Origin of the sequence: Curtobacterium sp. VKM Ac-2887 (assembly GCF_015350935.1) — a bacterium.
Taxonomy (GTDB): domain Bacteria; phylum Actinomycetota; class Actinomycetes; order Actinomycetales; family Microbacteriaceae; genus Curtobacterium.
This window is the reverse complement of the sequence record NZ_JADKSB010000007.1, coordinates 19,196-43,825: the sequence shown is the minus strand read 5'-3', so window position 1 is coordinate 43,825 and position 24,630 is coordinate 19,196. Positions and strand designations below refer to the sequence as shown.

The window sequence follows — 24,630 nt, the reverse complement described above, 5'->3', positions numbered from 1 at the left end:
GAAAGCATGGGCGACGAACTGGTCGTACCGACGGGCTACCGGAAGACCGAACGACGGTCGCCTCGGACCGACACCACCTCGACGTACACCGCGCTGCTCGCGCAGGTCCGCACCGCTGGGCTGCTCGGTCGCCGCACGGGCTGGTACTGGGGCCTCATCGCAGTGCTCGCCGCGCTGCTCGGCGTCACCGGCGGGGCGTTCGCCGTGCTCGGCGGCTCCTGGTACCAGTTGATCGTGGCCGGGGTGCTGGGCGCCCTGTTCACGCAGTTCGCGTTCCTGTCGCACGAGGCCGCCCACCGACAGGTGTTCGCGTCGCACCACTGGAACGACCGGGCGGCCCGGTACGCCGGCACGTTCCTGACCGGCATCAGCTACGCGTGGTGGATGAACAAGCACACCCGGCACCACGCCAACCCGAACACCGTCGGCAAGGACCCCGACATCTCGTTCGACGCGATCTCGTTCCGGCCCGAGGACGCTGCCAGCCGGACCGGGTTCCTGCGCGTGCTCGTCCGCGTGCAGGGGTACGCGTTCTTCCCGATGCTCCTGGTCGAGGGCGTGAACCTGCACTGGCAGTCGATCCGCACGTACACGAGCCGTGGCCCGGTGAAGCGGCGGTGGGCCGAGGGGTCCGTCTTCGTCGGCCGGTTCGTGCTCTACCTGGGGGTCGTGTTCTGGTTCCTGCCGGTCGGCATCGCCTTCGCGTTCCTCGGTGTGCAGCTCGCCGTGTTCGGGTTCCTCATGGGGATCGCGTTCGCGCCGAACCACAAGGGCATGCCCGTCATCGAACCCGGTCGCCGCGTGGACTTCTTCTCACGCCAGGTCCTGACCTCGCGCGACATCGGCGGCGGCGCCTGGGTCGAGTACTTCATGGGCGGTCTGAACCACCAGGTCGAGCACCACCTGTTCCCGAGCATGGCCCGACCGAACCTGCGGGCCGCCCGGGACATGGTCCGGAAGTACTGCGCCGACCAGGGCGTGCCGTACACCGAGACGACGCTGGTGCACTCCTACGTCATCGTGGTCCGCTACCTCAACGAGGTCGGTCTGGCGGCTCGCGACCCGTTCGCGTGTCCGATGGTCGAGCGGCTGCGCTGACCGACCCCGACGGCTGGGCGCTTCCTGTCCTGTTGGCGCAGCCCTGGACCTGACGGGGCTCATCGGCGAGCATGGACCCGATCAGGGACGGCGGGCACAGGGGCCCACCGCGGGAAGGCAACCATGCGTCCTGTCAGGAACACGCTCACCACCGGGGCGGTCATCGCACTCGTCGTCGGCCTCACCGCGACGGCGGCACCCGCGCAGGCGGCGACGCCGGGGGCATCGACGCCGGCCGCCGGAACCCGCTGCGCCACGGGGACGCTCTCGGTGCAGACGCTCCGGTCGGGGTGCACGGTCTCGTCGGGCACGGTCGCGCTGCCCGACGGCCGCACGTTCGCCGTGCCGGCGCCCGGTGAGAGCGTCATGGCCAGCAGCTCGGCGGCGCCGGGTGCTCCGGAGCTGGCGGAGGTCGTCATCGCGAACACCGGCACCGGCGGTGTCGCGGTCCGCATCGACGAGACCTGGAGCGGTTCGGCGCCCGCCGTGCGCCGCGAGCAGGCGAGGAGCGCGGCAGCCAGCGGTGCCGCCGACGCACCCGCAGCGCCGGCCGCCACGACCGCGGCCACCACCAAGTGCACCAGCACGGCCAACGAACGGAACCCCTACCGCTGGTCGAGCACGGTGCAGTGGTACTACAACGAGTCCGGCCAGAAGTCGTCGTACGCCAAGGACGCCCTGCGCAAGGCGGCGAACGCGTGGACCGGCACGATCGCGTCGTGCGACCGCACGGTGACCTCGTCGGCCCGGAACTCCTACGTGCGCCTGGCGACCCAGGTGCCCGGGCTCACCGACAAGGGCGGCTGCTCGAAGAGCAACGGCTACAGCGTCGTCGGATGGGGCAAGCTGCCCTCTGGCACCCTCGGCGTGACGTGCGTCTGGTACGACGGCAACGGCGTCGCGAAGGAGTCCGACCAGCGGTACGCCACCAGCTACAAGTGGAGCTCGACGACCACCTGCTCGGGCGCACGGTTCGACACCCAGGCCGTCGCCACTCACGAGTGGGGACACCTGTACGGACTCGGCCACGTGAAGACCGGGACCGGTCAGGTCATGGAGCCGTCCGGCGGGTACTGCGACACCGGCTCACGCACGCTCGGGCTCGGCGACATGACCGGCATCGCAGCGATCTACTGAAGCGCGGCCGCGGGCCGCGCCCCGTCGTCAGACCGCGTCGGCGTCGTCAGACCGCGCCCCGTCGTCAGACGGCGTCGGCGCGCAGGAAGTCCGCGATCGGGGTCGATCCCGAGTTGAACCGGATGGTGTTGCCCGCCGTGCCGGGGGTCTCGAGCACGTCGGCGATCACGTGTGCGACGTCGCCGCGCGGCACGTCGCTCGACGAGCCCGCCCAGTCGACCGAGCCGGTGGCGTCGTCGTCCGTCAGGGTGCTCGGCGCCACGATGGTCCACTGCAGACCGGAGTCGCGCACCACGGCGTCGGCGATCGCCTTCGACTGCGCGTAGGCGAAGAAGTCGTTGTCCTGCGGAACCCCGTGGTCGAGCTGCGACCCGGACCACGACACCATGACGTAGCGGTCGACGCCGGCCTGCTTCGCGCCCTGCACCGACAGGATCGCGGCGTCGCGGTCGATCGCCCAGGTGCGGTCGACGGACCCGCCGCCGGCACCGGCCGACCACACGACGGCGTCGTGCCCGTGGACGAGCTCCGCGAAGTCGGTCAGGGACTGCTGCTGGATGTCCGCGACACGGGGTTCGCCGCCGTGGGCGCGGATCTCGTCGGACTGGTCCGCGTCGCGGATGACCGAGGTGACCGAGTGGCCGCGGTCGCTGAGGATGCGGGTGGTGAGGAGTGCGACCTTGCCGTGGCCGCCGAAGACGATGACGTTGCTCATGCGGCGGACGCTACTCGGGCCGGCTCAGTACCCGCAGTCCGTGAGGACCCTCGGAGCGCTCGCGGCCCGCGTGCGTACGGTCGGACCTGATCACGACTGGAGACACGATGAGCAAGCAGCACGAGCAGCACACCCTGGTCCGCACCCTGGTGCTCGGCATCCTGAGCGGCGGCCGCAGTGCCACCCCACTCGCGGTGCTGGCGCTGAACCACGACCGGTCCTCGTTGAAGGGGTCGTGGCAGGACTGGAAGGTCTTCAGCACCCCGCTCGGCCGCGGACTCCTCGTCGCCTCGGCCGTCGGTGAACTCATCGGCGACAAGCTGCCGATGACCCCGAACCGCATCTCCCCCGCCGGCCTGATCGGCCGCATCGGGTCCGGTGCGCTCGTCGGCGCGGCACTCGGCACGACCGGCAAGCGCGACCTGCGCATCGAGGGCGCGATCCTCGGCGGCGTCGGTGCGATCGTCGGGTCGTTCGTCGGGTGGGGTGCCCGCAAGCTCGTCGGTGCCACCACCCGCCTGCCCGACCCGGTCGTGGCGCTCGCCGAGGACGCCGCGACCATCGCCGGCTCCGTGAAGGTCATCACCGCCGACTGATGCGCATCGTCGTCATCGGAGCCACCGGCCACATCGGCACGTTCCTCGTCCCCCGCCTCGTCCGCGCCGGTCACGAGGTCGTCGCCATCAGTCGCGGCACCAGCACCCCCTACGCCGACTCCCCCGAGTGGCAGCGGGTCGAACGCGTCACCGCGGACCGTGAGCAGGAGGACCGCGACGGCACGTTCGGAACGCGGATCGCTGCGCTCGACGCCGATGCCGTCGTCGACCTGGTCTGCTTCACCGAGCCGTCCGCCGCCGCCCTCGTCGAAGCGCTCCGCGGCACGGGCACGCACGTCGTGCACTGCGGTTCGATCTGGCGCGCGGGTGCATCCCGTGTGCTGCCGATCACCGAGGACGACTTCACGCCGCCCTTCGGCGACTACGGCGTGCAGAAGGACGCGATCGCGCGGATGCTCAAGGAAGAAACCGTGTCAGGGGGTTTGGCGACGACGACGCTGCACCCGGGTCACATCAGCGGTCCGGGCTGGATGCCGATCGGTCCGCTCGGCAACCTCGACCCGTCGGTGCTGACGAGGCTGTCCGCCGGCGAGGCGATCGAGGTCCCCGGTCTCGGTGCCGAGACCATGGCCCACGTGCACGCGGACGACGTCGCGCAGGCCTTCCAGCTCGCCGTCGAACACCGCGAGGCGGCGGTCGGCGAGGACTTCTTCATCACGGCCCCGACGGCGCTCACCGCGCGTGGGTACGCCCACCTGGCAGCGTCGTGGTTCGGCCAGGAGGCCCGGCTCGAGCCCGTCAGCTGGGACCGGTTCCGCGAGACCACCACTCCAGAGCACGCTGGCGCCAGCTGGGAGCACCTGTCACGCAGCCAGGTGTTCAGCGTCGAGAAGGCCCGCCGTCTGCTCGGCTACACGCCGGGCTTCACCGCCGAACAGACGGTGCTCGACGCCGTCCGTTGGCAGGTCGACCACGACCAGCTCGAGGTCGCCGGCCCCCTCGTCGCCTGAGGGACCGGCCGCGACCTCAAGCGGCGGGCGCACCCTCGTTCACGGCGGCGAGCCCGTTGAGCGTCCGCGGGTAGCCGATCACCGGCACCAGGACGGTGAGCACGTCGAGCAGCTGCTGCCGGGTGTTCCCGACGTGCAGGTTGCCCGCGACGTGTCCCGTGACCTGCGCGTCCGCACCACCGAGCGCGACGAGGACCGCGAACGTCAGCAGCTCACGCGTCGGCAGGTCGAGCCCGTCCCGTCCGACGGTGTCGCCGAAGCAGTTGCCGGACAGGAACCGCTGGAAGTGCACGGTGTCGTCGGCCGCGTTCTCGTACATCGCGTCGACACGTCCGGCGCCGACGACGGCGCTCTGGACCGCACGGCCCCGTTCGAGTCGGTCGTCGGGGGTGGTCGTCGACTGGCCCGGCAGCGGGAGCTCGACACCGCGCGCGATCAGCACGTCGTTGGTGATCGTGAGGAAGTCCGAGGCGCGCGCGGACCCGACGTAGGCGACGGCCTGGTAGCCGATCTCCTTCGCCTCGACCGGGGTCAATGACTCGTCGAGCGCGGTGCCGAGCAGCTGTCGGAAGGCGGTCTGCGCGCCGGCGGCGATCATCGCGCCGAGCTGCACGACCGCGCGGTCGTGGCCGCTGAGCGACGCGTGCTGCAGCGTCTCGTCCACGAAGTCGGCGTGGTACTGGGCGAACTCGGGGTCGGTCTCGGCGAACGTCATGTCCCCGACGCTACGACCGCCCCGCCGACCGAGGGAGGTAAGGGCCTCCCCCCTTTCACCGTGGGTGACCGGCCTAGCGTGGCAGCCGTGCCCGGCGAGACCCGCGGGCACGGAGAGGAAACCATGGAGTACCGCCAGCTCGGACGCACCGGCGTCGAGGTGAGCCCGCTCGCTCTGGGCACCATGATGTTCGGCCCGTGGGCGAACGCCGACGTCGACGACTCGATCCGGATCATCCACCGTGCCCTCGACGCGGGCATCAACTTCGTCGACACCGCCGACGCCTACTCGGACGGCGTCTCCGAGGAGATCGTCGGCAAGGCCATCAAGGACCGCCGTGACGACGTCGTGCTCGCCACCAAGTTCTTCATGCCGATGGGTGAGGGCCCGAACCGCTCCGGGGGCTCGCGCCGCTGGATCATGCAGGAGGTCGAGAACTCCCTGCGCCGCCTCGGCACCGACCACATCGACCTGTACCAGGTGCACCGTCCGTCCCCGACGACGGACGTCGAGGAGACCCTGGGCGCCCTGACCGACCTGGTCCGCCAGGGCAAGGTCCGGAACATCGGATCGTCGTCGTACTCGGGCGCCGAGATCGTCGAGGCCCAGTGGACCTCGGAGCGCCGTGGCCTGGAGCGCTTCCGCACCGAGCAGCCGCCGTACTCGATCCTGGTGCGTGGCATCGAGGAGGACGTCCTGCCGACCACGCAGCGCTACGGCATGGGCACCCTCGTCTACAGCCCGCTCGGCGGCGGCTGGCTCAGTGGCCGCTGGCGCAAGGACGCTCCCGGGACCCCGACGGCGAAGCACCGCCCCGCGGCCCGGTTCGACATGTCGACGCCCGCGAACCAGCGGAAGCTCGACATCGTCGAGGAACTCGCACTCCTGGCCGAGTCGCAGGACATGTCCCTCATCGAGATGTCGCTGGCGTGGGTGATCCGGCACCCCGGCGTCACGAGCGCGATCATCGGCCCGCGAACCATGGAGCAGCTCGAGTCGCAGCTCCCTGCCGCCGACCGCGTGCTCAGCGACGAGGTCCTGGACCGCATCGACGAGCTCGTCGCACCGGGCGTGACGATCAACCCCGACGACAACAGCTACGGGCAGCACACCCTGGTACCCGCCGCACGTCGCCGGTGAGCGGCGTGACGGTCCTCGTCGTCGGGGCGACCGGCAGCGTCGGTCGCCTCGTCGTCGCGGAGTCGGTGCGCCAGGGGCACACCACCCGTGCCCTCGTGCGTGATGGGTCGCGGGCCGGTCGGCTCGACCCGGCCGCCGAGGTCGTCGTCGGCGACCTCACCCGCGCGGACTCGCTCCGCGACGCGGTGGCTGGCATCGACGCCGTGGTGTTCACCCACGGTGCGGCCTACGGCAGCGACGACGCCGAGGCGGTCGACTACGGCGCGGTCCGGAACGTCCTGACCGCGCTCGACGGTCGCCCGGTGCGCATCGCGCTGATGACGAGCATCGGCGTCACGCGACGCGGTACGACGCACGACTGGAAGCGCCGTGGTGAACGACTCGTCCGCGCCTCCGGCAACGCGTACACGATCGTCCGGCCGTCGTGGTTCGACATGAACGGCACGGACCAGCTCGAGGTCACGTTCCTGCAGGGTGACACCCGTCACGCGGGCAGCCCTGCGGACGGGGTGATCGCCCGGCGGCAGATCGCGCGGGTCCTGGTCGACGCCCTGACCACGGAGACCGCTGTCGGCCGGACGCTCGAACTCGTCGCCGAGCGCGGTCCGGAGCAGGCCGACCTCGGGCCGGTGTTCGCGGCGCTCGACCCGGACACGGGTGTCGACGGGGTCCGCGACCAGGAGAACCAGCCGCTCGACGCGGAACCCGCGGCAGTCCGTCAGGACCTTGCGGACGCACGCGGCTGACCGAGACGCGACCGAGTGGTGGACGGGAGGCCCGTGGCGGCATCGCCACGGGCCTCCCGTCCGCCCTGTCGATGCGTCAACGACGTCGGAACAGCTCGCCGAGGTGCCACGGGCCGGGCGCGAGCCGCACGGCGGCCTCGGCACGCACGCGCTCCTCGAGCGCACGGTCGCGGGTCAGGTCGTGGATCTCCTGCTCCGCGCGCCAGCGGAACCGCAACCGGCCGAGGAACCCGAGCGGCGCGGCGGCTGCGGTCGTCGGGACGGACTCGGTCTCGCTCATGCGTCCTCCGGTTCCGGGACGGCTGCGGCCGTCGTGGCGACGAGGTTCGCGAGCAGCTGCAGGCGTTCCTCGGACGGTGAGCCCGGCTCGGTGCCGTAGGCGATGAGCGTCAGACCGGTGTCGGTCGCGAGCTCCATCGTCTCGTACGTCAGGTCGAGGTCGCCGACCTCGGGGTGGTGCACGCGCTTCGAGCCGTTCAGGTGCCGCATGACGCCGTGCGCGGCCCAGCGCTGCCGGAACTCCTCGCTGCGGGTGGAGAGCTCGCCGATCAGGTCGGTCAGTCCCTTGTCGTACGGCGACCGGGCGGCCTCGGCACGGAGCACGGCCACCATGTCGCTCGCGACGACGTCCCAGTCGCGCCAGAACTCCTGACCGCGCGGGTCGAGGAACGCGAAGCGGGCGGTGTTCGGGGTGCCGGCGGGGTCGAGGAAGAGCGGCGAGTAGAGCGCACGTGCCAGGGCGTTGCCGGCCAGGAAGTCGGAGCGGCCGTTCCGCACCCACGCGGGCATGGTCATGCCGTCGAGCATGCGCTGCACGTTCGGTCGGACCTTCGACGTCGGGGGCTTCCGCCGCGTGGTCGCCGAGGCGTTCTGCACGCGGGCCAGGTCGAACAGGTGCGCGTGCTCGGCGTCGTCGAGGCGCAACGCACGCGACAGCGACTCGAGCACGCTCTCCGAGACGCCGGTGAGGTTCCCGCGCTCGAGGCGGATGTAGTAGTCGACGCTCATGCCGGCGACGAGCGCGAGCTCCTCGCGGCGGAGACCCTTGACCCGTCGGGCGCCACCGAAGTCGGGCAGGCCGACCTGCTGCGGCGTGACGCGCTCGCGGCGGGTGCGGAGGAAGTCGCGCACTTCGCTCTTGGTGTCCATGCGTCCACGGTAGGACGGTGCCGGGCGGGGAAGAAGGGGTTGCTGGTACCCGTCAGGGTCAGGGGCACCGGCCTAGCGTCGTGGGCATGGACACACTCACCCTCAACAACGGACTCGAGATCCCCGCGATCGGCTTCGGCGTGTTCCAGAGCGCACCCGACGAGACCGTGGACGCGGTCCGCACGGCACTGGAGACCGGGTACCGCCACATCGACACCGCCGCCGCGTACGGCAACGAACGCGAGGTCGGCGAGGGCATCCGCGCCTCCGGCGTCGACCGCGACGAGATCGTGGTCGAGACGAAGATCTGGGTCTCCGACTACGGCTACGACGAGACCCTGCACGCGTTCGAGAAGGCCACCGGCAAGCTCGGGTTCGACCGCGTCGACGTGCTGATCCTGCACCAGCCCGCGCCGGACCGCTTCGAACGGACGGTGCAGGCGTACAAGGCGCTCGAGACGCTGTACGCCGACGGTCGGGTCGGAGCGATCGGCGTGAGCAACTTCATGCCGCACCACCTGCAGTCGCTGCTCGACGCGACCGACGTCATCCCGGCGCTCAACCAGGTCGAGCTGCACCCGTACTTCACGCAGCCGGACGTGCAGCGCGCCGACGCGGAGCACGGGGTCCTCGACCAGGCGTGGTCCCCCATCGGCGGGATCACCTTCTACCCGGGCTGGGGTGACGAGCGGGTCAGCGTGATGGACGACCCGACGATCCGGACCATCGCCCAGACGCACGGCAAGACGCCGGCTCAGGTGATGCTCCGCTGGCACGTGCAGCAGGGGCGGAACGCGATCCCGAAGTCGACGAACCCCGGACGGATCGCGGAGAACTTCGACGTCTTCGACTTCGTGCTGTCCGACGACGACCTCAGGGCCCTGGACGCGCTCGACACGGGCCGCCGGAACGGCCCGGACCCCGACGGTGCGGACACGAGCCGCTTCGAGCGGGTGATCCCGGAGGCCTGACGCGACCAGGAGACGGCCAGGAGGCCCGTGGCGGCGCCGCCACGGGCCTCCTGGCCGTCACGGGGTCGGCTCTCAGGCGAGCGGGTCGCCGTCCGGCGGCTCGTCCGTCCTCGTCGGGGCGCCCGGCACGGCGCGCTCCGGCAACCAGATGACGAAGGTCGACCCGTCGGAGCCGCGACTCTCGAGGCGGAGGCGGCCCTCGTGGCTCTCCACGATCTGGCGCGCGATCGACAGCCCGAGGCCGCTGCCGGTGGAGGCGTCCGAGGACTCCCGGTAGAAGCGGTCGAACACCCGTGGCCGGGCATCGTCGGCGATGCCGGGGCCCTCGTCACGCACCGCGAGCCACGCCCACCCACGGACGCTCCCGACGCCGATCGTCACGGTGGAGCCGACGGGTGCGAGCCGGACGGCGTTCGAGAGCAGGTTGCCGAGTGCGCGCGACAGGGCGTCGGGATCGGCGAACACCACCGGGCCACCGTGGATCCGCTCGCGGATCGTGAGGTCGCGGCGGCTCGCCAGGATCCCGTACTCCGCAGCAGCGGACGCGGCCAGCCGCGCGACGTCGACGTCGCGGTCGGTGAAGGCCTCGGACCGGGTGCGGGCGGTCGCGAGCAGGTCCTCGAGCAGGCGGCTCATCCGCCGGGTGGACTGCAGCACGACGTCGGCTGACGCCTGCCGTTCGGCCGGGGTGGCGGCGTCGTCGGCGAGGACGGCCTCGACGTTCGACTGCACGACGGCGACGGGGTTCCGCAGTTCGTGGGAGACGTCCTCGACGAGCATCCGTTCGGCCCGGAACGCGCGGTCGAGCCGGTCGAGCATCCCGTCGATGGTGTCGGCGAGGGTGTGCAGCTCGTCGGGAGGTCCTGACGCGTCGATGCGGCGTGACAGGTCGGTCGCGGTGATCTCCTGCGTCGCCCGGGTGATCGCACCGACGGGGCGGAGCGCGCGGCCGGCGACCCACCAGCCGATCGCCAGGCTCAGGACGAACATCACGACGAGGGCGATGATCGAGTACTGCTGCAGCGACTGCAGGGACGTGTAGTTGACGGCGCGCTGCACCGTCTCGAGGTCGGCGACCTGGAACTGCTCGCCGGGCTTGTAGACGATCGTGCCGTCGGCGGCCTTGTAGAACTTCTTCACCGTGACGGGGTTGAGGGGCTCGGCGCTGACCGTGCTCGACAGGGCGACGTAGACGGCGGCGAGGGCGAGTGCGGTGATCCCGAACAGGACGGCGCTGTACGTCAGGGTCAGGCGCATCCGGATCGTGCGTGCCCAGGCCGGCAGGCGGAGGAACCGGCGGTGGCCGACCTCGCGCCTGGCGCGGTCGAGCGCGCTCACGACGCAGCGCCGGCAGCGCCGGCAGCGCCGACCGCCCGTACCGGCGCGGCTGGCGCTCCGAGCGTCGACGAGTCCCCGGTGCCGTCCTCGGTGAGTTCCCGGAGCCGGTACCCGCGGCCGACGACGGTCTCGATCGCCGGCTCTTCGTCCGCGACGCTGAGCTTCCGGCGGAGCGTGCCCACCGTGACCCGGACGGTCTGCGTGAACGGGTCGGCGTTCTCGTCCCACACGTGCTCGAGCAGTTCCTCTGCCGACACCACGTAGCCGACACGGCCGAGCAGGTACCGGAGCACCCCGAACTCCTTCAGGGTCAGCGCGAGTTCGCGGTCGCCACGGCGCGCGAGCTGCCGCGCGGTGTCGACGACGATCGGGCCGTCGACGAGCACGGAGGACGCGGCCTCGCCCGAGCGCCGGGTGAGTGCGCGCATCCGGGCGGTGAGCTCGACGAGCGCGAACGGTTTCACAAGGTAGTCGTCGGCACCGAGGTCGAGCCCGCGGACCCGATCGCGCAGCTGGCCGCGGGCGGTGAGCATGAGGATCCGTGGGCCGGGGCCACCGGACCCACCGGACCCACCGGGTTCGCCGGTCGACCGGAGCTCGCCGGCGAGCTCGAAGCCGTCCCCGTCCGGCAGGTTCACGTCGAGCAGGACGATGTCGTAGTGCGTGACGGCGAGCTTCGCGCGGGCGTCCCCGAGCGTGCCGGCGGCGTCGACCGCGTACCCCTCACGCTGCAGGGCGACGCGCAACGCGGTCACCAGACCGGCTTCGTCCTCCACCATCAGCACGCGCATGCCTCACGGTAACCAGGGCGGCTGGGCGACTGACAGGTACTGTCCGTTCCCCCTTTTCGGTCCGGTTTCGATCCGGCTTCCCGTCGTTTTCGCCCCTGGCGACTGGAGTGGGACGCACCCGAACGACAGGAGGACACCATGACCGAAGCCGCCCACGCCGACCCGTTCACGACGCCGTCCGCGTCAGCCGTCCTCGAACGCGCACTGTTCGAGGTCAAGCACGTGGTCGTCGGCCAGGACGCCATGGTCGAACGGATGATGATCGGGCTGCTCGCCCGGGGCCACGTGCTGCTCGAGGGCGTCCCCGGCGTCGCGAAGACCCTCGCGGTGCGCACCCTGGCCACCGTCGTCGGCGGGGACTTCGTCCGCCTGCAGTTCACCCCCGACCTGATGCCGTCCGACATCGTCGGCACGCGGGTCTGGCGGCCGTCCACCGAGACCTTCGACGTCGAACCCGGACCGGTGTTCGCCAACCTCGTGCTCGCGGACGAGATCAACCGCGCTCCCGCCAAGGTGCAGTCGGCGCTGCTCGAGGCGATGGCCGAGCAGCAGGTCTCGATCGGTGGGCAGACCCACCGGCTCCCCGACCCCTTCATCGTGCTCGCCACCCAGAACCCGATCGAGAACGACGGCGTGTACGCGCTCCCCGAAGCGCAGCGCGACCGCTTCCTGCTCAAGGTCGACGTCGACCATGCCGACGAGCTCGGGGAGCTGACCATCGTGCAGCGGATGAGCGCCGACCGGCCACGCGCGCAGCAGATCCTGACGGTGCCCGACATCGTCCGGCTGCAGGCCGAAGCCGAGCAGGTCTTCGTGCACCACGCGGTCGCCATGTACGCCGTGCAGCTCGTGATGGCGACCCGCCACCCGCACCGGTACGGCGTGCACACCCTCGACGGAGTGCTCGAGTACGGCGTCAGTGCCCGCGGGTCGCTCGGCCTGGTCGCCGCGGCCCGTGCGCTCGCGCTCCTCCGGGGCCGCGACTACGTGCTGCCCGGTGACATCGCGGACGTCGCCTCCGACGTGCTCGCGCACCGCCTCGTGCTCACCTTCGACGCCGTCGCCGACGGCGTCGACCCCAGGACCGCTGTGGAGGCCGTGCTCGCGGCCGTCCCGCAGCCTCGGATCGCGTCGTCCGAGGACCCGAGCGCGGTCGCGGCGGGCGGTGACACGCAGTACCCCCCAGCTGCGCAGTCCCCCGCCGCGGCCGCTTCCACCCCGTACGAGGCGACCCCGTGAGCGACGACGCACGGCTCCGCCGCCTCGAGCTCACCGTCCGGCGCCGCGTCGACGGCACGGTGCACGGCGACCACCAGGGCCTGTCCCTCGGCACGGGCAGCGACCCCGAGGAACTCGTGCGCTACCAGCCCGGGCACGACGTCCGCCGGATCGACTGGAACGCCACGGCTCGCGCCGGCGAACCGTACGTCTGGCTCACCCGCGCTGAGCACGCGCTCGAGACGTGGGTGCTGGTCGACCGTTCGCCGAGCATGGCCTTCGGCACCACCGACCGTGAGAAGGCCGACGTCGCCACCTGGACGGCGGCGGCGATCGGCCTGCTCACCACCGGCGCGGGTGACCGGGTGGGACTCGGCGTCGTCGGCACCGAGGGGATCCGCTGGACCCCTCCGCGCGCCGGTCGCACCACCGCCCGCCGCGTGCTCCGTGCCGATCCAGGCCCCCGCGACGGCGTCCCGACGACCGACCTGTCCGCAGCGCTCCGCGTGTTCGCCGCCCAGGCGCCCCGCCGCGGTCTGCGGGTCGTCATCAGTGACCTGCTCGACCAGCCGGCGACCGACAGCGCGCGGCTGCCGTGGGAGCCCGCCCTGCGTCGGCTGTCGGCACGCCACGAGGTCATCGTCGTCGAGGTGCTCGACCCCCGCGAACTCGACCTGCCCGACGTCGGCGACGTCGTCTTCGTCGACCCGGAGTCCGGCGCCCAGCGCGTCGTCGCCACCTCGGACCGGGCACTCCGCACCGCTTACGCCGCCGGAGCAGCCGCCCACCGCGCGGCCACCGCCACCGCCGTCCGCGCCGCCGGGGCCGACCACCTGGTCCTGCGCACCGACGATGACCTCGGCCGCGAACTCACCCGCTTCATCCACCGCCGGCACCGCACGCCCGCCCGATCGGCACGGAGGACCCGATGACCTTCCTCACACCCTGGTTCCTGCTCGCCCTGGTGCCGGTGGCGGCGCTCGCCGTCGCGTACCTGCTCGTCCAGCGCCGACGCCGGCGGTACGCCGTGCGCTTCGCGACCCTGCCGATGCTCGACAAGCTCGTCCCGAAGCAGCCCCGGTGGCGTCGGCACCTGCCCGCGGCGCTCGTCCTAGTCGGCCTGACCGCCCTCGGCTTCGCCGGTGCGCGCCCCGAGATCGACGTCCGGGTGCCGGACGAGCGTGCCACGGTCATCGTCGCGATCGACACGTCCGGCTCGATGCAGGCCGACGACGTCGACCCGAACCGGCTCGAGGCCGCCAAGTCCGCCGCCGAGTCCTTCGTCGCCGAGATGCCGGAGACGTTCAACGTCGGGGCGATCGCCTTCGCCGGCGGCGCGGACGTCCTGGCTCCGGCCACCCGCGACCACGAAGCGGTCCGGGAGGCCATCGCCGGCATGGACGACGGCGGCGGTGGGACGGCGATCGGCGAGGCCGTCTTCGAGGCGGTCGGCGAGGTCGACCGCCTCAGTGACGAGGGTGCCACCGGCTCGGCGTCGCCGTCCCCGACCCCCGGCGGGTCCGGGGAACCGGAGCGCATCCCGGCGCGACTCGTGCTGCTCTCCGACGGCGCGAACACCACCGGGCGCGAACCCGCCGCGGCCGCCGAAGCAGCTCGCGAAGCCGGCATGCCCGTCTCCACCATCGCCTACGGCACCGATTCCGGGGTCGCGAACCTCTGGGGGACGCAGCAGGCCGTCCCCGTCGACGAGACCTCCCTCCGCCAGCTCGCGGACGAGACCGACGGACGGTTCTACCGGGCGTCCAGCACCGACGAACTCCGCGAGGTCTACCAGGACATCGGCTCGTCGATCGGTTGGCACGAGGAACCCGTCGAGATCACGCCGTGGCTCGCCCTGCTCGGCATGCTCCTCGCCCTCACCGCCGGCGCGCTCTCCCTCCGCTGGTTCGCCCGCATCGTCTGAACACGAGGACACGACCATGAGTGACACCCCTCCCGGCATCGGCCGGCCCGCAGGTCCACAGCACTGGTCCACCGGCGCACCGCCCGAGCGATCTGCGCGACCAGACGGCGGACGGGAGGCCCGGGACCAGCTCGCAACGGGCCTCCCGTCCGTCCCCACGCCCGTCCAGGGCCCCCCACCGGACCCGGCCACCCGCCGGTCCGAGTTCGACGAGCCGGCACCGCGCCGCGAGCGGCGGGGCGGCGGCCGGACCGCGACCGTCCTCGTCGCCGCGCTCGTCCTCGGCGGCACCGCGGGGGTCACCGGCGCCCTGCTCGTCACCCCGGACTCCCCGGTCAGCGCCCCGGTGGCCGGTCGGCAGCAGTCCGGTACGTCCGGCTCGTCGGGGACGTCCGGCTCGTCCGGCGGTACTGCGACCGACGCCGAGGACGCCGCCCAGCGGATGCTGCAGAGCGTCGTGCAGGTCCGCACGACCGGCGGGAGCGGCTCCGGCTTCGTCATCGACGACGCCGGACACGTCATGACGAACCACCACGTCGTCGACGGATCGTCGGCCGTCCGGCTCGTACTGCCCGACGGCACCAGCACCGACGGCCGGGTCGTCGGCAGCGACGAGGACAGCGACATCGCGGTCATCGAGGCGACCGGCCTGACCGTGCCCGCAGCCGACCTCGGACGCAGCGCCGACCTGCGGATCGGCGAGTCCGTCATCGCGGTCGGGTCCCCGCTCGGCCTGAACGGCACCGTCACCTCGGGCATCATCAGCGCCCTCGAACGGACCTCGCAGCGATCGGCGCAGCCGCTCGTGCAGACCGACGCGTCGATCAACCCCGGCAACTCCGGCGGGCCGCTCGTCGGGCTCGACGGCCGCGTCGTGGGGGTGAACACGTCGATCGCGACACTCGGCTACTCCTCCGGCAACATCGGCATCGGCTTCGCGGTGCCCATCGACGACGCCGCACGGATCGCGGACGACATCATCCGGGGCTGACGCTCCGCGGGGCACCGCTCATCCGGGGCTGACCGCGCTGCGCGCACGTTCCGCGATCTGCTCCGTCGCCGCCCACGATGCGAGCAGGCGGAGCGCATCGGCGGTCGGGCTGCCCGGGGTCGCCGGGTAGATCGTGAGCGCGAGCCCGGGGTCCTCGGCGAGTTCGAGCGTCTGGAAGTGCAGCTCGAGCGGACCGACGACAGCGTGCCGGAAGGATTTCACGCCGGCGTAGTGGCGGCGGACGTCGTGCGCCGCCCACAGGGCGCGGAAGTCGTCGCTCCGCATCGACAGCTCGCCGATGAGTGCTGCGAGGTCGCGGTCGTTCGGTGTACGGCCGGCCTCGCGCCGCAGGATCGCGACGTTCGTGTGCGCCGCCCGCTGCCAGTCCTGGTAGAAGTTCCGGGCCTGCGGGTCGAGGAAGATGAAGCGCGAGAAGTTCATCGGCCGGGCCGGTGCCGCCACCAGGTCGGAGTGCATCGCGTAGCCGAGCGCGTTCGCGGCGACGATGTCCTGCCGGTTGTTGATGATCATCGCCGGCGCATCGGTGATGACGTCGAGCAGGTACTGCAGCTCCGGGCGGACTGCGGCCACCGGCACCACCTTGCCCGCGCGCCGCGGTGTCGCGTTCTGGTGCCGGGACAGGTCGCGCAGGTGCTCGAGCTCGGCGGCGTCGAGCTGCAGTGCACCGGCGACGGCCTCGAGCACGCTGTCCGAGACGCCCTGCAGGTTCCCCCGCTCCAGCCGCGTGTAGTAGTCGATGCTGACGCCGGCCAGCCGTGCGACCTCTTCGCGCCGGAGCCCGGTGACCCGACGGCGGGTGCCGAACGTCTCCACCCCGGCTTGCTCGGGGGTGATGCGGGCGCGACGGCTGGACAGGAAGTCGCGGGCTTCGTCGCGGTGGTTCATGCCGTCACGGTAACCGGCTGGACAGCGTGCGAGCGAGGGGCTGCCGGAACCCCTGTGGGGTCGTCACGACCGCGTGAGCGGGACCGAGACGATGCGATCGTCCCCCGCTGCGGGGTCACCACGGCCGTCGGTGTTGTTCGTGACGAACCAGAGGGTGTCCGCCGGCCCCTCGAGCACGGTTCGGATCCGGCCGAAGTCGCCCGGGAAGTACTCGGTCGACGTCCCCGGGTCGTCCGCCGGGATCGCCCGGAGCACCTCGCCGCGCAGGTTGGCCACGAACACGGTGTCGTCGACGACCGTCAGGCCGCTCGGGGACGCCTCGTCCGTCGACCACTGCTGCACCGGGTCGACGAAGCCCTGGTCCTCGCCGCCCTCACCCTCGACCTCGGGCCAGCCGTAGTTCTCGCCCGCCTCGATCACGTTCAGCTCGTCGAGGGTGTTCTCGCCGAACTCCGACGCGAACATCGTGCCGTCCGATGACCATCCCAACCCCTGCACGTTGCGGTGCCCGAGGCTCCAGACGGGTGACCCGTCGAACGGGTTGTCGTCCGGTACGTCGCCGTCCGGGGTGAGCCGCAGGATCTTGCCCGCGAGCGAGTCCTCGTCCTGCGCGTCACTGCTCGTGCCGGCGTCCCCGACGCTGGCGTAGAGCATGTCGTCGGGGCCGAACGCGATGCGGCCGCCGTCGTGGAACGTGTTCGACGGCAGCCCGTCGATGATCGTCGTGGCGTCACCGAGCGCCCACGACCCGGCGCTGCCCGTCAGTTCGAACCGCTGGATCCGGTTGCCGTCGTCGGCCGTCGAGTACACGAACAGGTCGTCGTCGTGCAGGGCCAGCCCGAGCAGGCCGCCCTCGCCGCCGTGGCTGACGCCGTCGACGGTGCCGACCTCGCGCGTCGTGCCGTCGTCCTGCAGCTCGAGGACCTTCGCGGAGTCGCGTTCGCTGACCAGGGCGTCGCCGTCGTCGCCGGTGCGGACGACCGACCACGGTGCCTCGAGTCCGGTGACCACGTCGCTGGTGTCGCCGTCGAGCGCGACCTGCCCGGTGGGCAGGTCGGCGGGGGCGGTGGCGCGGGCGCTCGCCGACGAGCCGCGGTCGTCGTCCGGTGCGGCATCGGCGCAGCCGCTCAGGGCGAGGGCGGCCACGGCGGCGATGCCCGCAGCGGACCAGCCGCGTCGGGTGCGGGTCGGGCTCGGCTGCTGGGTCGGGTGTTCGCTGCTGTCCACGGTGGTCCTCCCGGATCGTGCGTCGATCACACATGTCGTGTTCGGGAAACGGCTGAGGGGTACGGCCGGCACCTCCCTCCGGTGCGCACATCGGCCTACCGTCGGGGCCATGGAGATCCAACCGAAGCAGCCGACCGTCAAGAACCCGGCCGCGCAGTTCACCGGCGACGTGTACCTCGACGCCATCGCCAGCCCGAAGGAAGCCGGCCAGTCGATGACCGTCGCGAAGGTCCGGTTCCTGCCCGGCGCCCGCACCGCCTGGCACTCGCACGCCAACGGCCAGACCCTGCACGTCACCGAGGGTGTCGCGCGCATGGGCACCCGCGACGGCGGCGTGGTCGAGGTCCAGCCGGGCCAGACCGTCTACACGCCTGCGGGTGAGGAGCACTGGCACGGTGCGACCCCGACGGACTACATGGAGCACCTCGCGATGCTCGACCTCGCCGACGACCCGGCGACCACCACCACCTGGCTCGAGCACGTCACCGACGAGGAGTACTCCGCATGACCACCATCGCCATCATCGGGGCCGGCAAGGGCCTCGGTCTCGCCGTCGCCGAGCGCTTCGGCCGCGAGGGCTTCTCGATCGCCCTCGTCTCCCGCAACCAGGACCGCCTGGACGGCCTCGCCGCGTCGCTGCGCGAGCAGGGCATCACGGCCGCCGGGTTCGCCGCGAACGTCCGTGACGGCGATTCGCTCCGCAGCGCCCTCGAGCGTGCGACCGAGCAGCTCGGCCCCATCGAGGTGCTGCAGTACAGCCCGCTCCCCGCCAAGGAGTACATGCGTCCGGTGCTCGAGACCACCGCCGACGACCTGGTCGGCCCGATCGAGTTCTCGGTCTACGGCTCGGTCAACGCGGTCCGCCAGGTGCTGCCCGGCATGCGCGCGATCGGCCACGGCACGATCCTGTACGTGAACGGCGGCAGTGCGGTGCGTCCCGGTGCCCGGGTCACCGGCACCTCGGTCGCCTTCGCTGCCGAGAGCGCCTACGCCCAGCTCCTGCACGACGCCGTGCGCGACGAGCAGGTCCACGTCGGTCAGCTCATCATCCCGTTCGGCATCGACGACGGGCAGCCGGAGCACTCCGGCGAGTCCATCGCGGATCGTCTGTGGGCCATCCACTCGGAGCGCGGCGAGTTCCGCACGTACGCGGAGGCGCTGCCCGACCCCGCTTGAGCGCGGTTCGCGCCGCGTCGCTCGCCGCTCGCGCCGCGTCGCTCGCCGCTTCGTGAGCAGGAATGGTCGGGTCCGCGACGGCCACCCGACCATTTCTGCTCACCATGTGGCGGATGTCCGGAGTGGCGGACGGGAGGCCCGTGGCGACGCCGCCACGGGCCTCCCGTCCGCCACTGGGGTCACGTCGAGAGCACCGCGACGGCACGCGCGGCGCGTGCGGCGACCGCGGCCGCCGTCGGGGCCGGAGCCAGGCCGAGCAGGCGCTCGCGGTGGAGCTCTCCCAGCAGCAGGGTGAAGAGTTCGGCGGCGGTCTCCGGAGTGGCTCCGGCGCGGACCAGGGCCTGCTGCGCGGCGAGCGGTCCGGCCTCGTGGAACTCGCGGGCGAGCTCGGGTGACCGCGTCGACTCGGCGATGACGAGTCGGTGCAGGGCGACCGCACGGTCCGAGAGCAACGCGCTGCCGATCGCTGTGGCCGTGGACACGAGGTCCCCGGTGGGCTGGGCGGCGTACGGGTGCTGCCGCCGGACGACCGCTCGGAGGATCGCCGGCTTGTCGCCGAACGCCGTGTAGAGCGTGCGCTTCGTGACCCCCGCCTCTGCGGCGACGCGGTCGAGTGCGACTCCCGCGAACCCGTGCTCCAGGAACAGCTCGGTCGCGACGTCGAGGATCCGCTCGTCACGGGCGATCCGCTCGTCGGCGGTCGGACGTCCAAGCTTGTTCACGGACCCATCCTAACGGTAATGATACGCTCCCGTTTCATTACCGAGGAGGGTCCATGACCGATGTGGTCTGTCACGTGGCGATCGCCGACGACTGGGAGATGAGCCGCGGGTTCGGCGAGTACGAGGTGTCCACCCGTGGTGTGCCGCTCGAGCCCGGCGGGTACGTCCGTGCCACCACGCCCGACCGGGTGTCCGAGGTCGTCACCGAGCGGTACGGCGACCTCGCGCTGCCCCTGCTCCGGATCGACCTGAGCGTCGAGGGGCTCGCAGCTGCGGGGGTGCCGGTCGAGTGGGTCGACGGGGTCCCCCGGGTGCGCGGTCCGATCCCGATGGACGACGAGGTCGTGCTGGCCGAGGTGCCCATCCCGAACGTGTGACCACTTCGTGAGCAGAAATGGTCGAGTCCGCCGACGGCCACCCGACCATTCCTGCTCACGAAGTACCGCGCCCTAGGCTGGAAGCGATGTCCAGCGTCCTCCTCACCGTGCACGTCGTGGCGGCGCTGCTCACCCTCGGGCCCGTCGCGGTCGCCGGGAGCATGTTCCCGAAGCCGGCCCGCGCGCTCGTCGTCGATCCGGGCGACCAGGGGGCCCGAGCGGTCGCCAGGGTCCTGCACCGGATCTGCCACGTGTACTCGATCATCTCGCTCGCCGTCCCGACCTTCGGCATGGCCCTGGCGTTCGAGGTCGGGGCACTCGACGAGGCATGGCTGCTCGTTTCGATCGGTCTGACCGCGGTGGCTGCGGGGATCCTCGCGCTCGGGGTCCTGCCGGAGCAGCGCGAGGTCCTGCGCGGGAACGGGACCGAGCGCTCGCCGCGGAAGCTCGCGGCCCTGGTCGGCCTGTTCAACCTGGTGTGGGTCGTCGTCGCCGTGCTCATGGTGGTGCAGCCCGGCGCCTGACCAGGCTGCACCGGGACGGCGCCACGTGCAGCGCCGCCCCGTACCTCAGTGCGCCCGCCGCACCGCCACCCGGCGTCGGCCGTGCGCGGTGAGCCATGCCCCGGCCGTCACCAGGAGCGGCAACCCGATTCCGAGCAGGGCCAGCATCGACCAGTCCGGCACGAACGGCATGTGGTTCGACCCGACCGCTGGCTCCGTGAACCGCAGGGTGAGTGCCCGCATCGGCAGCAGCCCCAGCAGGGTGCCGATCACCGCGCCCACCGAGGCCAGGATCGCCGCCTGCCAGGTCGACACCCGACGCCGCAGTCGTGGTGCGGCACCGATCGCGTCGAGCACCTCGTCGTCTCGGCGCCCGTCGGACCGCGCGAGCCCGATGGCCACCGCCGTCGCACCGATCGTCACCGCCGCAGCGAGCGCGAGCACGATCGCCCGGATCAGCGCGCCGTTGTCCACCGGGCCGGCCTCGTAGGCGAACTGCGGGCCGTCCCACCGAGCGCGGTCCGCGCCGCCGAAGCTCTGCCAGGCGGAACTCAGTTCGTCCCACTGCTCGGGCGCGATGTCCCCGGGCAGCGTCGTGACGAGCATGCCGTCGACGGCGCGGACCCCGTACTGCGCCGCGGTCGCCTTCGTCATGAAGACGCCGACCTGGATCCGCGGCGACTGCACGTCGAGCACGGCCGGGATCGACACGCTGGCGTCCGGTTTCGTCGTCGTCGTGATCGTCGGGCTCTCCCACGTGCGGTCGTGGAAGGTGTCGATGCGGACCGCACCGTCGTGGGCGTACTCCGGCCACAGTGACACCGCCTTGCCGCCCTCGAGTGCATCCCGCACGGCAGCAGTAGGTCGGTGTCCGGTGAGCACCGCGTAGTCGTCGACGGTGCCCGTCCAGATGTGCGGGACGGTCGCGTCAGCGGTGTCGAGGTAGTACGAGCAGGACGTGGAGTCGTAGCCGTCGCAGTCGAAGTCCGTCCACCGGTGCGGCATCGTCACGGACGACGGGGTGTCGCCCGCCCAGCCCTCGGCCACGCCGAGCACCCGGATCCGGTCGTGGTCGAGCACCCGCGCGACGACCTTCGCCGCGTGGGCGGTCAACGCCGCGTCGTGCCCGCTGGCGGCACCGTCCTCGCTGGACAGCTGCACCTCGGACGTCGCGACCCCGACCGCCGTCGTGTACTCGTACCCGCGGACGTACTGCGCGTGGCTCGACGCGCTCCACGTGATCACGACCGACGCGACGAACACGACGCTCATCACACTGGCGAGCACCGGCACCGTCCGGACCGGGTTGCGCCGGGCATCGCGGGCGGCCAACCGAGCCGACAGGCCCAGGCGTGCGGACATCCGGGACACCAGGGCCAGGAGCCACGGCGAGCAGATCGCGATGCCGAGCTGCATCAGGCACGGCCCGAGCGCGACCCCGGCACCGGCAACCCAGGCCCAGTGGTCGTCCTGCACCCGGCGGTCGTTGAGCATGAGCACCCCGGCGCCGCAGGCCAGCGTCATCACGGCACCCGCGATGATGAGCACCGGCCCCCAGATGCGTCGCCGACGACGAGCAGGACGGTCGACGGGCGCGGGTCGGAGTGAACCCCGCAGCGCCGCGAGCACGTTGATGCGGGTGGCGGCCCGAGCGGCGACGAGTGCGGAGACCAGCCCGGCCAGGACGCCGGCGGCCGCGACCACGAGCAGCAGGAGCGGTGGCACGTGCAAGCCGGGGAACGACACGACGTCGCCGTTGTCGATCAGGCGGAACACCGCGACGCCGATCCCGGTGCCCACCGCGACGCCGAGGACGGCGCCGATGGACCCGAGCACGAGGCCGGACCCGGCGACGATCGTCCGGACGAACCGCTTGTCCCCGCCGACGCTCGTGACGATCGCGTACGAACGGGTGTCCGCCCGGGTGCCGACCAGGAACGCGGCCCCGGCGAGCAGCGCGACCTCGAACATCGCGAAGACCCCGAGCAGTGCCATCGCGCCGAGGTACCAGCCGAGTGACGAGCTCATCTGGCCGCCGGGCAAGCGGGCATCCGGCGGATCGAGCACGACCGGGCGGGACTGCACGACGATGCCGTGCGCGTTGAGCTGCCGGATCTCCGACCAGCTCGGCGCGTCCGACGGCAGGTAGACGGTGACGTCGGTCAGACCCGCGTCGTCAGTGGTCTCGGTCGTCGACAGGGTCGTCCCCCACGGCAGGAACACGCCCTGCTCGCTGGGCGCCGAGCCGAGGTCGCGCATCGTCCCGGTGATCGTGAACCGCTTCGTGACGGGATCGGTGATGTCGACGGTGTCACCGATGTGGGCGTCGAGCCGGTCGAGCGTCGCCGGCGTGACCATGAGTTGGTTGCGCGCGGTCGGCGCCGACCCGTCGAGGACGCGCCAGTGGCCGTCGAGCGACGGGTCCCAGACGCTGCCCTCCACCGCGGCCAGGCCGACAGGTCCCCTGGGGCCCTGCACCACGACGGGCGTGCCGCCGACCGGGATCGACAGCGCACCGTCCGGCACGTGGGCGAGCACGTTCGCGAACGGCGGGTCCTCGTCGGCCTCCGTGACCGGGCTGTTCCGCTTCGCGTCGGTGAACTGCCACTGCACCGGGTCCTGCCGCATGCCGGGCAGGTCCGGGCCGGAGACCCGCATCTGCGCCGCTGCCTTGCCGAGGTCGTAGTCCAGCGACTCCGCGGTGGTGGGCTGCGTCGACTGCACGACGACCGCCACCGCGGCGAACCCGGCGGTGGGGATGCCGATGAGCGCGATGATCAGCGCCGCCCGACCGGCCTTCGCGAAGGCCAGCCGACGCCCCAGACGGAGCGCCGGTCGGAGTGCGAACGGCGTCCGGCCGGTACCGGGACGCCGACGCCGGCTCACGACGCGGTCCGGTCCGACAGGGCGAGCTCGACGCCCGAGTACACGGTCTCGTCGACCACGCGACCGTCGCGCAGGAAGACGATCCGGTCCGCCCAGGCAGCGTGCCGGGCGTCGTGGGTGACGAGCAGCGCTCCGGCTCCGGCATCGACGTGACGCCGGAGCATGCGGAGCACGACCTCACCGGTCTGCGAGTCGAGGGCGCCGGTCGGTTCGTCCGCCAGCACGAGCCGACGTTCGCCGACCACGCCCCGGGCGATCGCGACGCGCTGCTGCTGGCCGCCCGACAGGTCGTCCGGGTAGGCGTCGGCGCGGTGTGCGAGTTCGACGTTGTCGAGTGCCAGCTCCGCGGCGCGGCGGGCCTGCGAGGCCTTCCAGCCGTCGAGCTCGAGCGGCAGCGCCACGTTCTCGACCGCGGTGAGCGAGGGGATCAGGTTGAAGTCCTGGAACACGAACCCGATGAGGCGACGGCGGAGGGCCGCGAGTTCCTTGGCGGGCCGGTCGGACACGAACTCGCCGTCGATCAGCACTTCGCCGCTCGTCGGCGGCAGCAGGGTGCCGGCGCAGGCGAGCAGCGTCGACTTGCCGGAACCCGAGGTCCCCATGACGGCGACCATCTCGCCGCGCTGGACGGCCAGGTCGATGCCGGCCAGCGCCGTGACGGCCTTCGCGCCGGAGCCGTAGTGCACGCTGACGGCGTCGAGCTGCAGGAGCGGTGCGGCGCTCACCGTGCACTCCGCGCGGTGTCGGCGGCGGTCGGGGACGAGGAGCCAGCGTCGGCCGCCGGGTGCTCCTCCGGCCGGTACCGCGCCACGGTCGACTCCACGTGGTCGAGCCACCGCACCTCGGCCTCGGCCTGGAACACCATCGACTCGAGCACGAGCGACCACGCCAGGTCCGTCGCGGGATCGGTCGTGCGCTTGAGCCGGGTCAGGTCCTGCAGGTTCCGGATCGCGGCACCGCGCTGCACCTGCACCAGGCGCGCGACGTCGACGCCGGGCACCGTCACGGCCAGGGCGAACTTGATCGCGAGCTCGTCACGCCCGCGCTTGGCGGGCACCGGCTCGCTGAACCAGCGCGCCACTTCCCCGCGACCCGCGTCGGTCACCGTGTAGACGACGTGGCCGTCGTCGTCGGTGTCGCCGCGGGCCACGAGGCCGTCGCGTTCCAGGCGGTCGAGCGTCGTGTAGACCTGGCCGATGTTCAGCGGCCAGCTCCCGCCGGTGCGGTGCTCGAACTCCCCCCGGAGCTGGTACCCGTACCCGGGTCCCCCCACCAGCAGCGCGAGTACGCCCATCCGTACGCTCATGACACTTCCCCCGTCTCTCGTCCACCA

26 protein-coding genes and 1 pseudogene are annotated in these 24,630 nt (G+C 72.1%); 15 read left to right on the top strand and 12 right to left on the bottom strand.

Features of this window, described 5'->3' with window-relative positions:
• Window positions 1-6 precede the first annotated feature (6 nt).
• Both ITJ69_RS09635 and ITJ69_RS09630 read left to right on the top strand, forming a co-directional pair.
• Window positions 7-1,098 carry a fatty acid desaturase family protein gene (locus ITJ69_RS09635; protein WP_194672650.1) on the top strand — a complete coding sequence of 364 codons (1,092 nt, stop codon included), beginning with the start codon at window positions 7-9 and terminating at the stop codon, window positions 1,096-1,098.
• Window positions 1,099-1,221: 123 nt separating this feature from the next.
• Window positions 1,222-2,235 (top strand): matrixin family metalloprotease, encoded by a 1,014-nt coding sequence (locus tag ITJ69_RS09630; protein ID WP_194672649.1) that lies wholly within the window; start codon window positions 1,222-1,224, stop codon window positions 2,233-2,235.
• Between the two features lie 64 nt (window positions 2,236-2,299).
• On the opposite strand, the gene ITJ69_RS09625 is transcribed toward ITJ69_RS09630, so the two are convergent.
• A complete protein-coding gene (locus tag ITJ69_RS09625) occupies window positions 2,300-2,950 on the bottom strand; it encodes an SDR family oxidoreductase (protein WP_123292977.1) in 651 nt (216 codons plus the stop codon).
• Between the two features lie 107 nt (window positions 2,951-3,057).
• Here ITJ69_RS09625 and ITJ69_RS09620 point away from each other — a divergent pair, with 107 nt between their 5' ends.
• Window positions 3,058-3,546, top strand: a complete 489-nt coding sequence (locus tag ITJ69_RS09620; RefSeq protein ID WP_111083622.1) for a DUF4126 family protein — start codon at window positions 3,058-3,060, stop codon at window positions 3,544-3,546.
• The gene (locus tag ITJ69_RS09615; RefSeq protein WP_194672648.1) at window positions 3,546-4,517 is read left to right on the top strand and encodes an NAD-dependent epimerase/dehydratase family protein; all 972 of its coding nucleotides are present in this window, start codon (window positions 3,546-3,548) and stop codon (window positions 4,515-4,517) included. The genes ITJ69_RS09620 and ITJ69_RS09615 overlap by 1 nt, the downstream gene beginning before the upstream one ends.
• A 16-nt stretch (window positions 4,518-4,533) precedes the next feature.
• Here the strand turns inward: ITJ69_RS09615 and ITJ69_RS09610 are convergent, their stop codons facing one another.
• Window positions 4,534-5,232 carry a carboxymuconolactone decarboxylase family protein gene (locus tag ITJ69_RS09610; protein ID WP_194672647.1) on the bottom strand — a complete coding sequence of 233 codons (699 nt, stop codon included), beginning with the start codon at window positions 5,230-5,232 and terminating at the stop codon, window positions 4,534-4,536.
• A 123-nt stretch (window positions 5,233-5,355) separates the two neighbouring features.
• On the opposite strand from ITJ69_RS09610, the gene ITJ69_RS09605 reads away from it, so the two are divergent.
• Window positions 5,356-6,372, top strand: coding sequence for an aldo/keto reductase (locus tag ITJ69_RS09605; protein WP_123292981.1), 1,017 nt, complete (start codon window positions 5,356-5,358; stop codon window positions 6,370-6,372).
• Window positions 6,373-6,377: 5 nt separating this feature from the next.
• On the top strand, window positions 6,378-7,118 hold the full coding sequence (locus tag ITJ69_RS09600) for an SDR family oxidoreductase (protein ID WP_323743078.1): 741 nt from the start codon (window positions 6,378-6,380) through the stop codon (window positions 7,116-7,118).
• A 76-nt stretch (window positions 7,119-7,194) separates the two neighbouring features.
• On the opposite strand, the gene ITJ69_RS09595 is transcribed toward ITJ69_RS09600, so the two are convergent.
• Entirely contained in the window at window positions 7,195-7,398 is a 204-nt protein-coding gene (locus ITJ69_RS09595) for a hypothetical protein (RefSeq protein WP_123671333.1), read from the bottom strand.
• Entirely contained in the window at window positions 7,395-8,267 is an 873-nt protein-coding gene (locus ITJ69_RS09590; protein WP_165901010.1) for a helix-turn-helix transcriptional regulator, read from the bottom strand. The genes ITJ69_RS09595 and ITJ69_RS09590 overlap by 4 nt, the downstream gene beginning before the upstream one ends.
• An 86-nt stretch (window positions 8,268-8,353) precedes the next feature.
• Between ITJ69_RS09590 and ITJ69_RS09585 the strand changes: the two genes are divergently transcribed.
• On the top strand, window positions 8,354-9,238 hold the full coding sequence (locus ITJ69_RS09585) for an aldo/keto reductase (protein WP_131920877.1): 885 nt from the start codon (window positions 8,354-8,356) through the stop codon (window positions 9,236-9,238).
• 72 nt (window positions 9,239-9,310) lie between these two features.
• Here the strand turns inward: ITJ69_RS09585 and ITJ69_RS09580 are convergent, their stop codons facing one another.
• Both ITJ69_RS09580 and ITJ69_RS09575 read right to left on the bottom strand, forming a co-directional pair.
• On the bottom strand, window positions 9,311-10,576 hold the full coding sequence (locus tag ITJ69_RS09580) for a HAMP domain-containing sensor histidine kinase (protein ID WP_323743077.1): 1,266 nt from the start codon (window positions 10,574-10,576) through the stop codon (window positions 9,311-9,313).
• A gap of 101 nt (window positions 10,577-10,677) precedes the next feature.
• Window positions 10,678-11,367 (bottom strand): annotated as a pseudogene (locus ITJ69_RS09575) (response regulator transcription factor); the annotation flags it as partial.
• Between the two features lie 138 nt (window positions 11,368-11,505).
• Between ITJ69_RS09575 and ITJ69_RS09570 the strand changes: the two are divergent.
• From ITJ69_RS09570 to ITJ69_RS09555, 4 genes are read left to right on the top strand one after another with little or no spacing between them, the layout of a single operon-like run.
• Complete coding sequence (locus tag ITJ69_RS09570) at window positions 11,506-12,606, top strand: AAA family ATPase (RefSeq protein ID WP_194672645.1); 1,101 nt, start codon at window positions 11,506-11,508, stop codon at window positions 12,604-12,606.
• Window positions 12,603-13,517, top strand: coding sequence for a DUF58 domain-containing protein (locus tag ITJ69_RS09565; protein ID WP_133938153.1), 915 nt, complete (start codon window positions 12,603-12,605; stop codon window positions 13,515-13,517). Before ITJ69_RS09570 ends, ITJ69_RS09565 begins: the two co-directional genes overlap by 4 nt.
• Window positions 13,514-14,509, top strand: coding sequence for a VWA domain-containing protein (locus tag ITJ69_RS09560; protein WP_194672644.1), 996 nt, complete (start codon window positions 13,514-13,516; stop codon window positions 14,507-14,509). The genes ITJ69_RS09565 and ITJ69_RS09560 overlap by 4 nt, the downstream gene beginning before the upstream one ends.
• 16 nt (window positions 14,510-14,525) lie before the next feature.
• Entirely contained in the window at window positions 14,526-15,500 is a 975-nt protein-coding gene (locus ITJ69_RS09555) for a S1C family serine protease (RefSeq protein ID WP_131877841.1), read from the top strand.
• 18 nt (window positions 15,501-15,518) lie between these two features.
• On the opposite strand, the gene ITJ69_RS09550 is transcribed toward ITJ69_RS09555, so the two are convergent.
• Window positions 15,519-16,406, bottom strand: a complete 888-nt coding sequence (locus ITJ69_RS09550; RefSeq protein WP_123937069.1) for a helix-turn-helix transcriptional regulator — start codon at window positions 16,404-16,406, stop codon at window positions 15,519-15,521.
• Between the two features lie 63 nt (window positions 16,407-16,469).
• Window positions 16,470-17,633 carry a PQQ-dependent sugar dehydrogenase gene (locus ITJ69_RS09545; protein WP_235035890.1) on the bottom strand — a complete coding sequence of 388 codons (1,164 nt, stop codon included), beginning with the start codon at window positions 17,631-17,633 and terminating at the stop codon, window positions 16,470-16,472.
• Between the two features lie 109 nt (window positions 17,634-17,742).
• Here ITJ69_RS09545 and ITJ69_RS09540 point away from each other — a divergent pair, with 109 nt between their 5' ends.
• A complete protein-coding gene (locus tag ITJ69_RS09540) occupies window positions 17,743-18,141 on the top strand; it encodes a cupin domain-containing protein (RefSeq protein WP_131877835.1) in 399 nt (132 codons plus the stop codon).
• On the top strand, window positions 18,138-18,809 hold the full coding sequence (locus tag ITJ69_RS09535) for an SDR family NAD(P)-dependent oxidoreductase (RefSeq protein ID WP_159572491.1): 672 nt from the start codon (window positions 18,138-18,140) through the stop codon (window positions 18,807-18,809). The genes ITJ69_RS09540 and ITJ69_RS09535 overlap by 4 nt, the downstream gene beginning before the upstream one ends.
• Before the next feature lie 179 nt (window positions 18,810-18,988).
• Here ITJ69_RS09535 and ITJ69_RS09530 read toward each other — a convergent pair whose 3' ends face one another.
• A complete protein-coding gene (locus tag ITJ69_RS09530; protein WP_194672643.1) occupies window positions 18,989-19,531 on the bottom strand; it encodes a TetR/AcrR family transcriptional regulator in 543 nt (180 codons plus the stop codon).
• Between the two features lie 53 nt (window positions 19,532-19,584).
• Between ITJ69_RS09530 and ITJ69_RS09525 the strand changes: the two genes are divergently transcribed.
• Together ITJ69_RS09525 and ITJ69_RS09520 are read left to right on the top strand one after the other, a co-directional pair.
• Entirely contained in the window at window positions 19,585-19,908 is a 324-nt protein-coding gene (locus ITJ69_RS09525; RefSeq protein WP_194672642.1) for a DUF952 domain-containing protein, read from the top strand.
• Window positions 19,909-19,994: 86 nt separating this feature from the next.
• Complete coding sequence (locus ITJ69_RS09520; RefSeq protein ID WP_123937064.1) at window positions 19,995-20,432, top strand: hypothetical protein; 438 nt, start codon at window positions 19,995-19,997, stop codon at window positions 20,430-20,432.
• A gap of 45 nt (window positions 20,433-20,477) precedes the next feature.
• On the opposite strand, the gene ITJ69_RS09515 is transcribed toward ITJ69_RS09520, so the two are convergent.
• The 3 genes from ITJ69_RS09515 to ITJ69_RS09505 are packed head-to-tail and all read right to left on the bottom strand — an operon-like array spanning window position 20,478 to window position 24,603.
• Window positions 20,478-23,297: an ABC transporter permease gene (locus tag ITJ69_RS09515; protein WP_194672641.1), complete on the bottom strand. Its 2,820-nt coding sequence runs from the start codon at window positions 23,295-23,297 to the stop codon at window positions 20,478-20,480.
• Window positions 23,294-24,022, bottom strand: coding sequence for an ABC transporter ATP-binding protein (locus ITJ69_RS09510; RefSeq protein ID WP_111083605.1), 729 nt, complete (start codon window positions 24,020-24,022; stop codon window positions 23,294-23,296). The genes ITJ69_RS09515 and ITJ69_RS09510 overlap by 4 nt, the downstream gene beginning before the upstream one ends.
• Window positions 24,019-24,603, bottom strand: a complete 585-nt coding sequence (locus tag ITJ69_RS09505) for a PadR family transcriptional regulator (RefSeq protein ID WP_228505324.1) — start codon at window positions 24,601-24,603, stop codon at window positions 24,019-24,021. The genes ITJ69_RS09510 and ITJ69_RS09505 overlap by 4 nt, the downstream gene beginning before the upstream one ends.
• Window positions 24,604-24,630 lie beyond the last annotated feature (27 nt).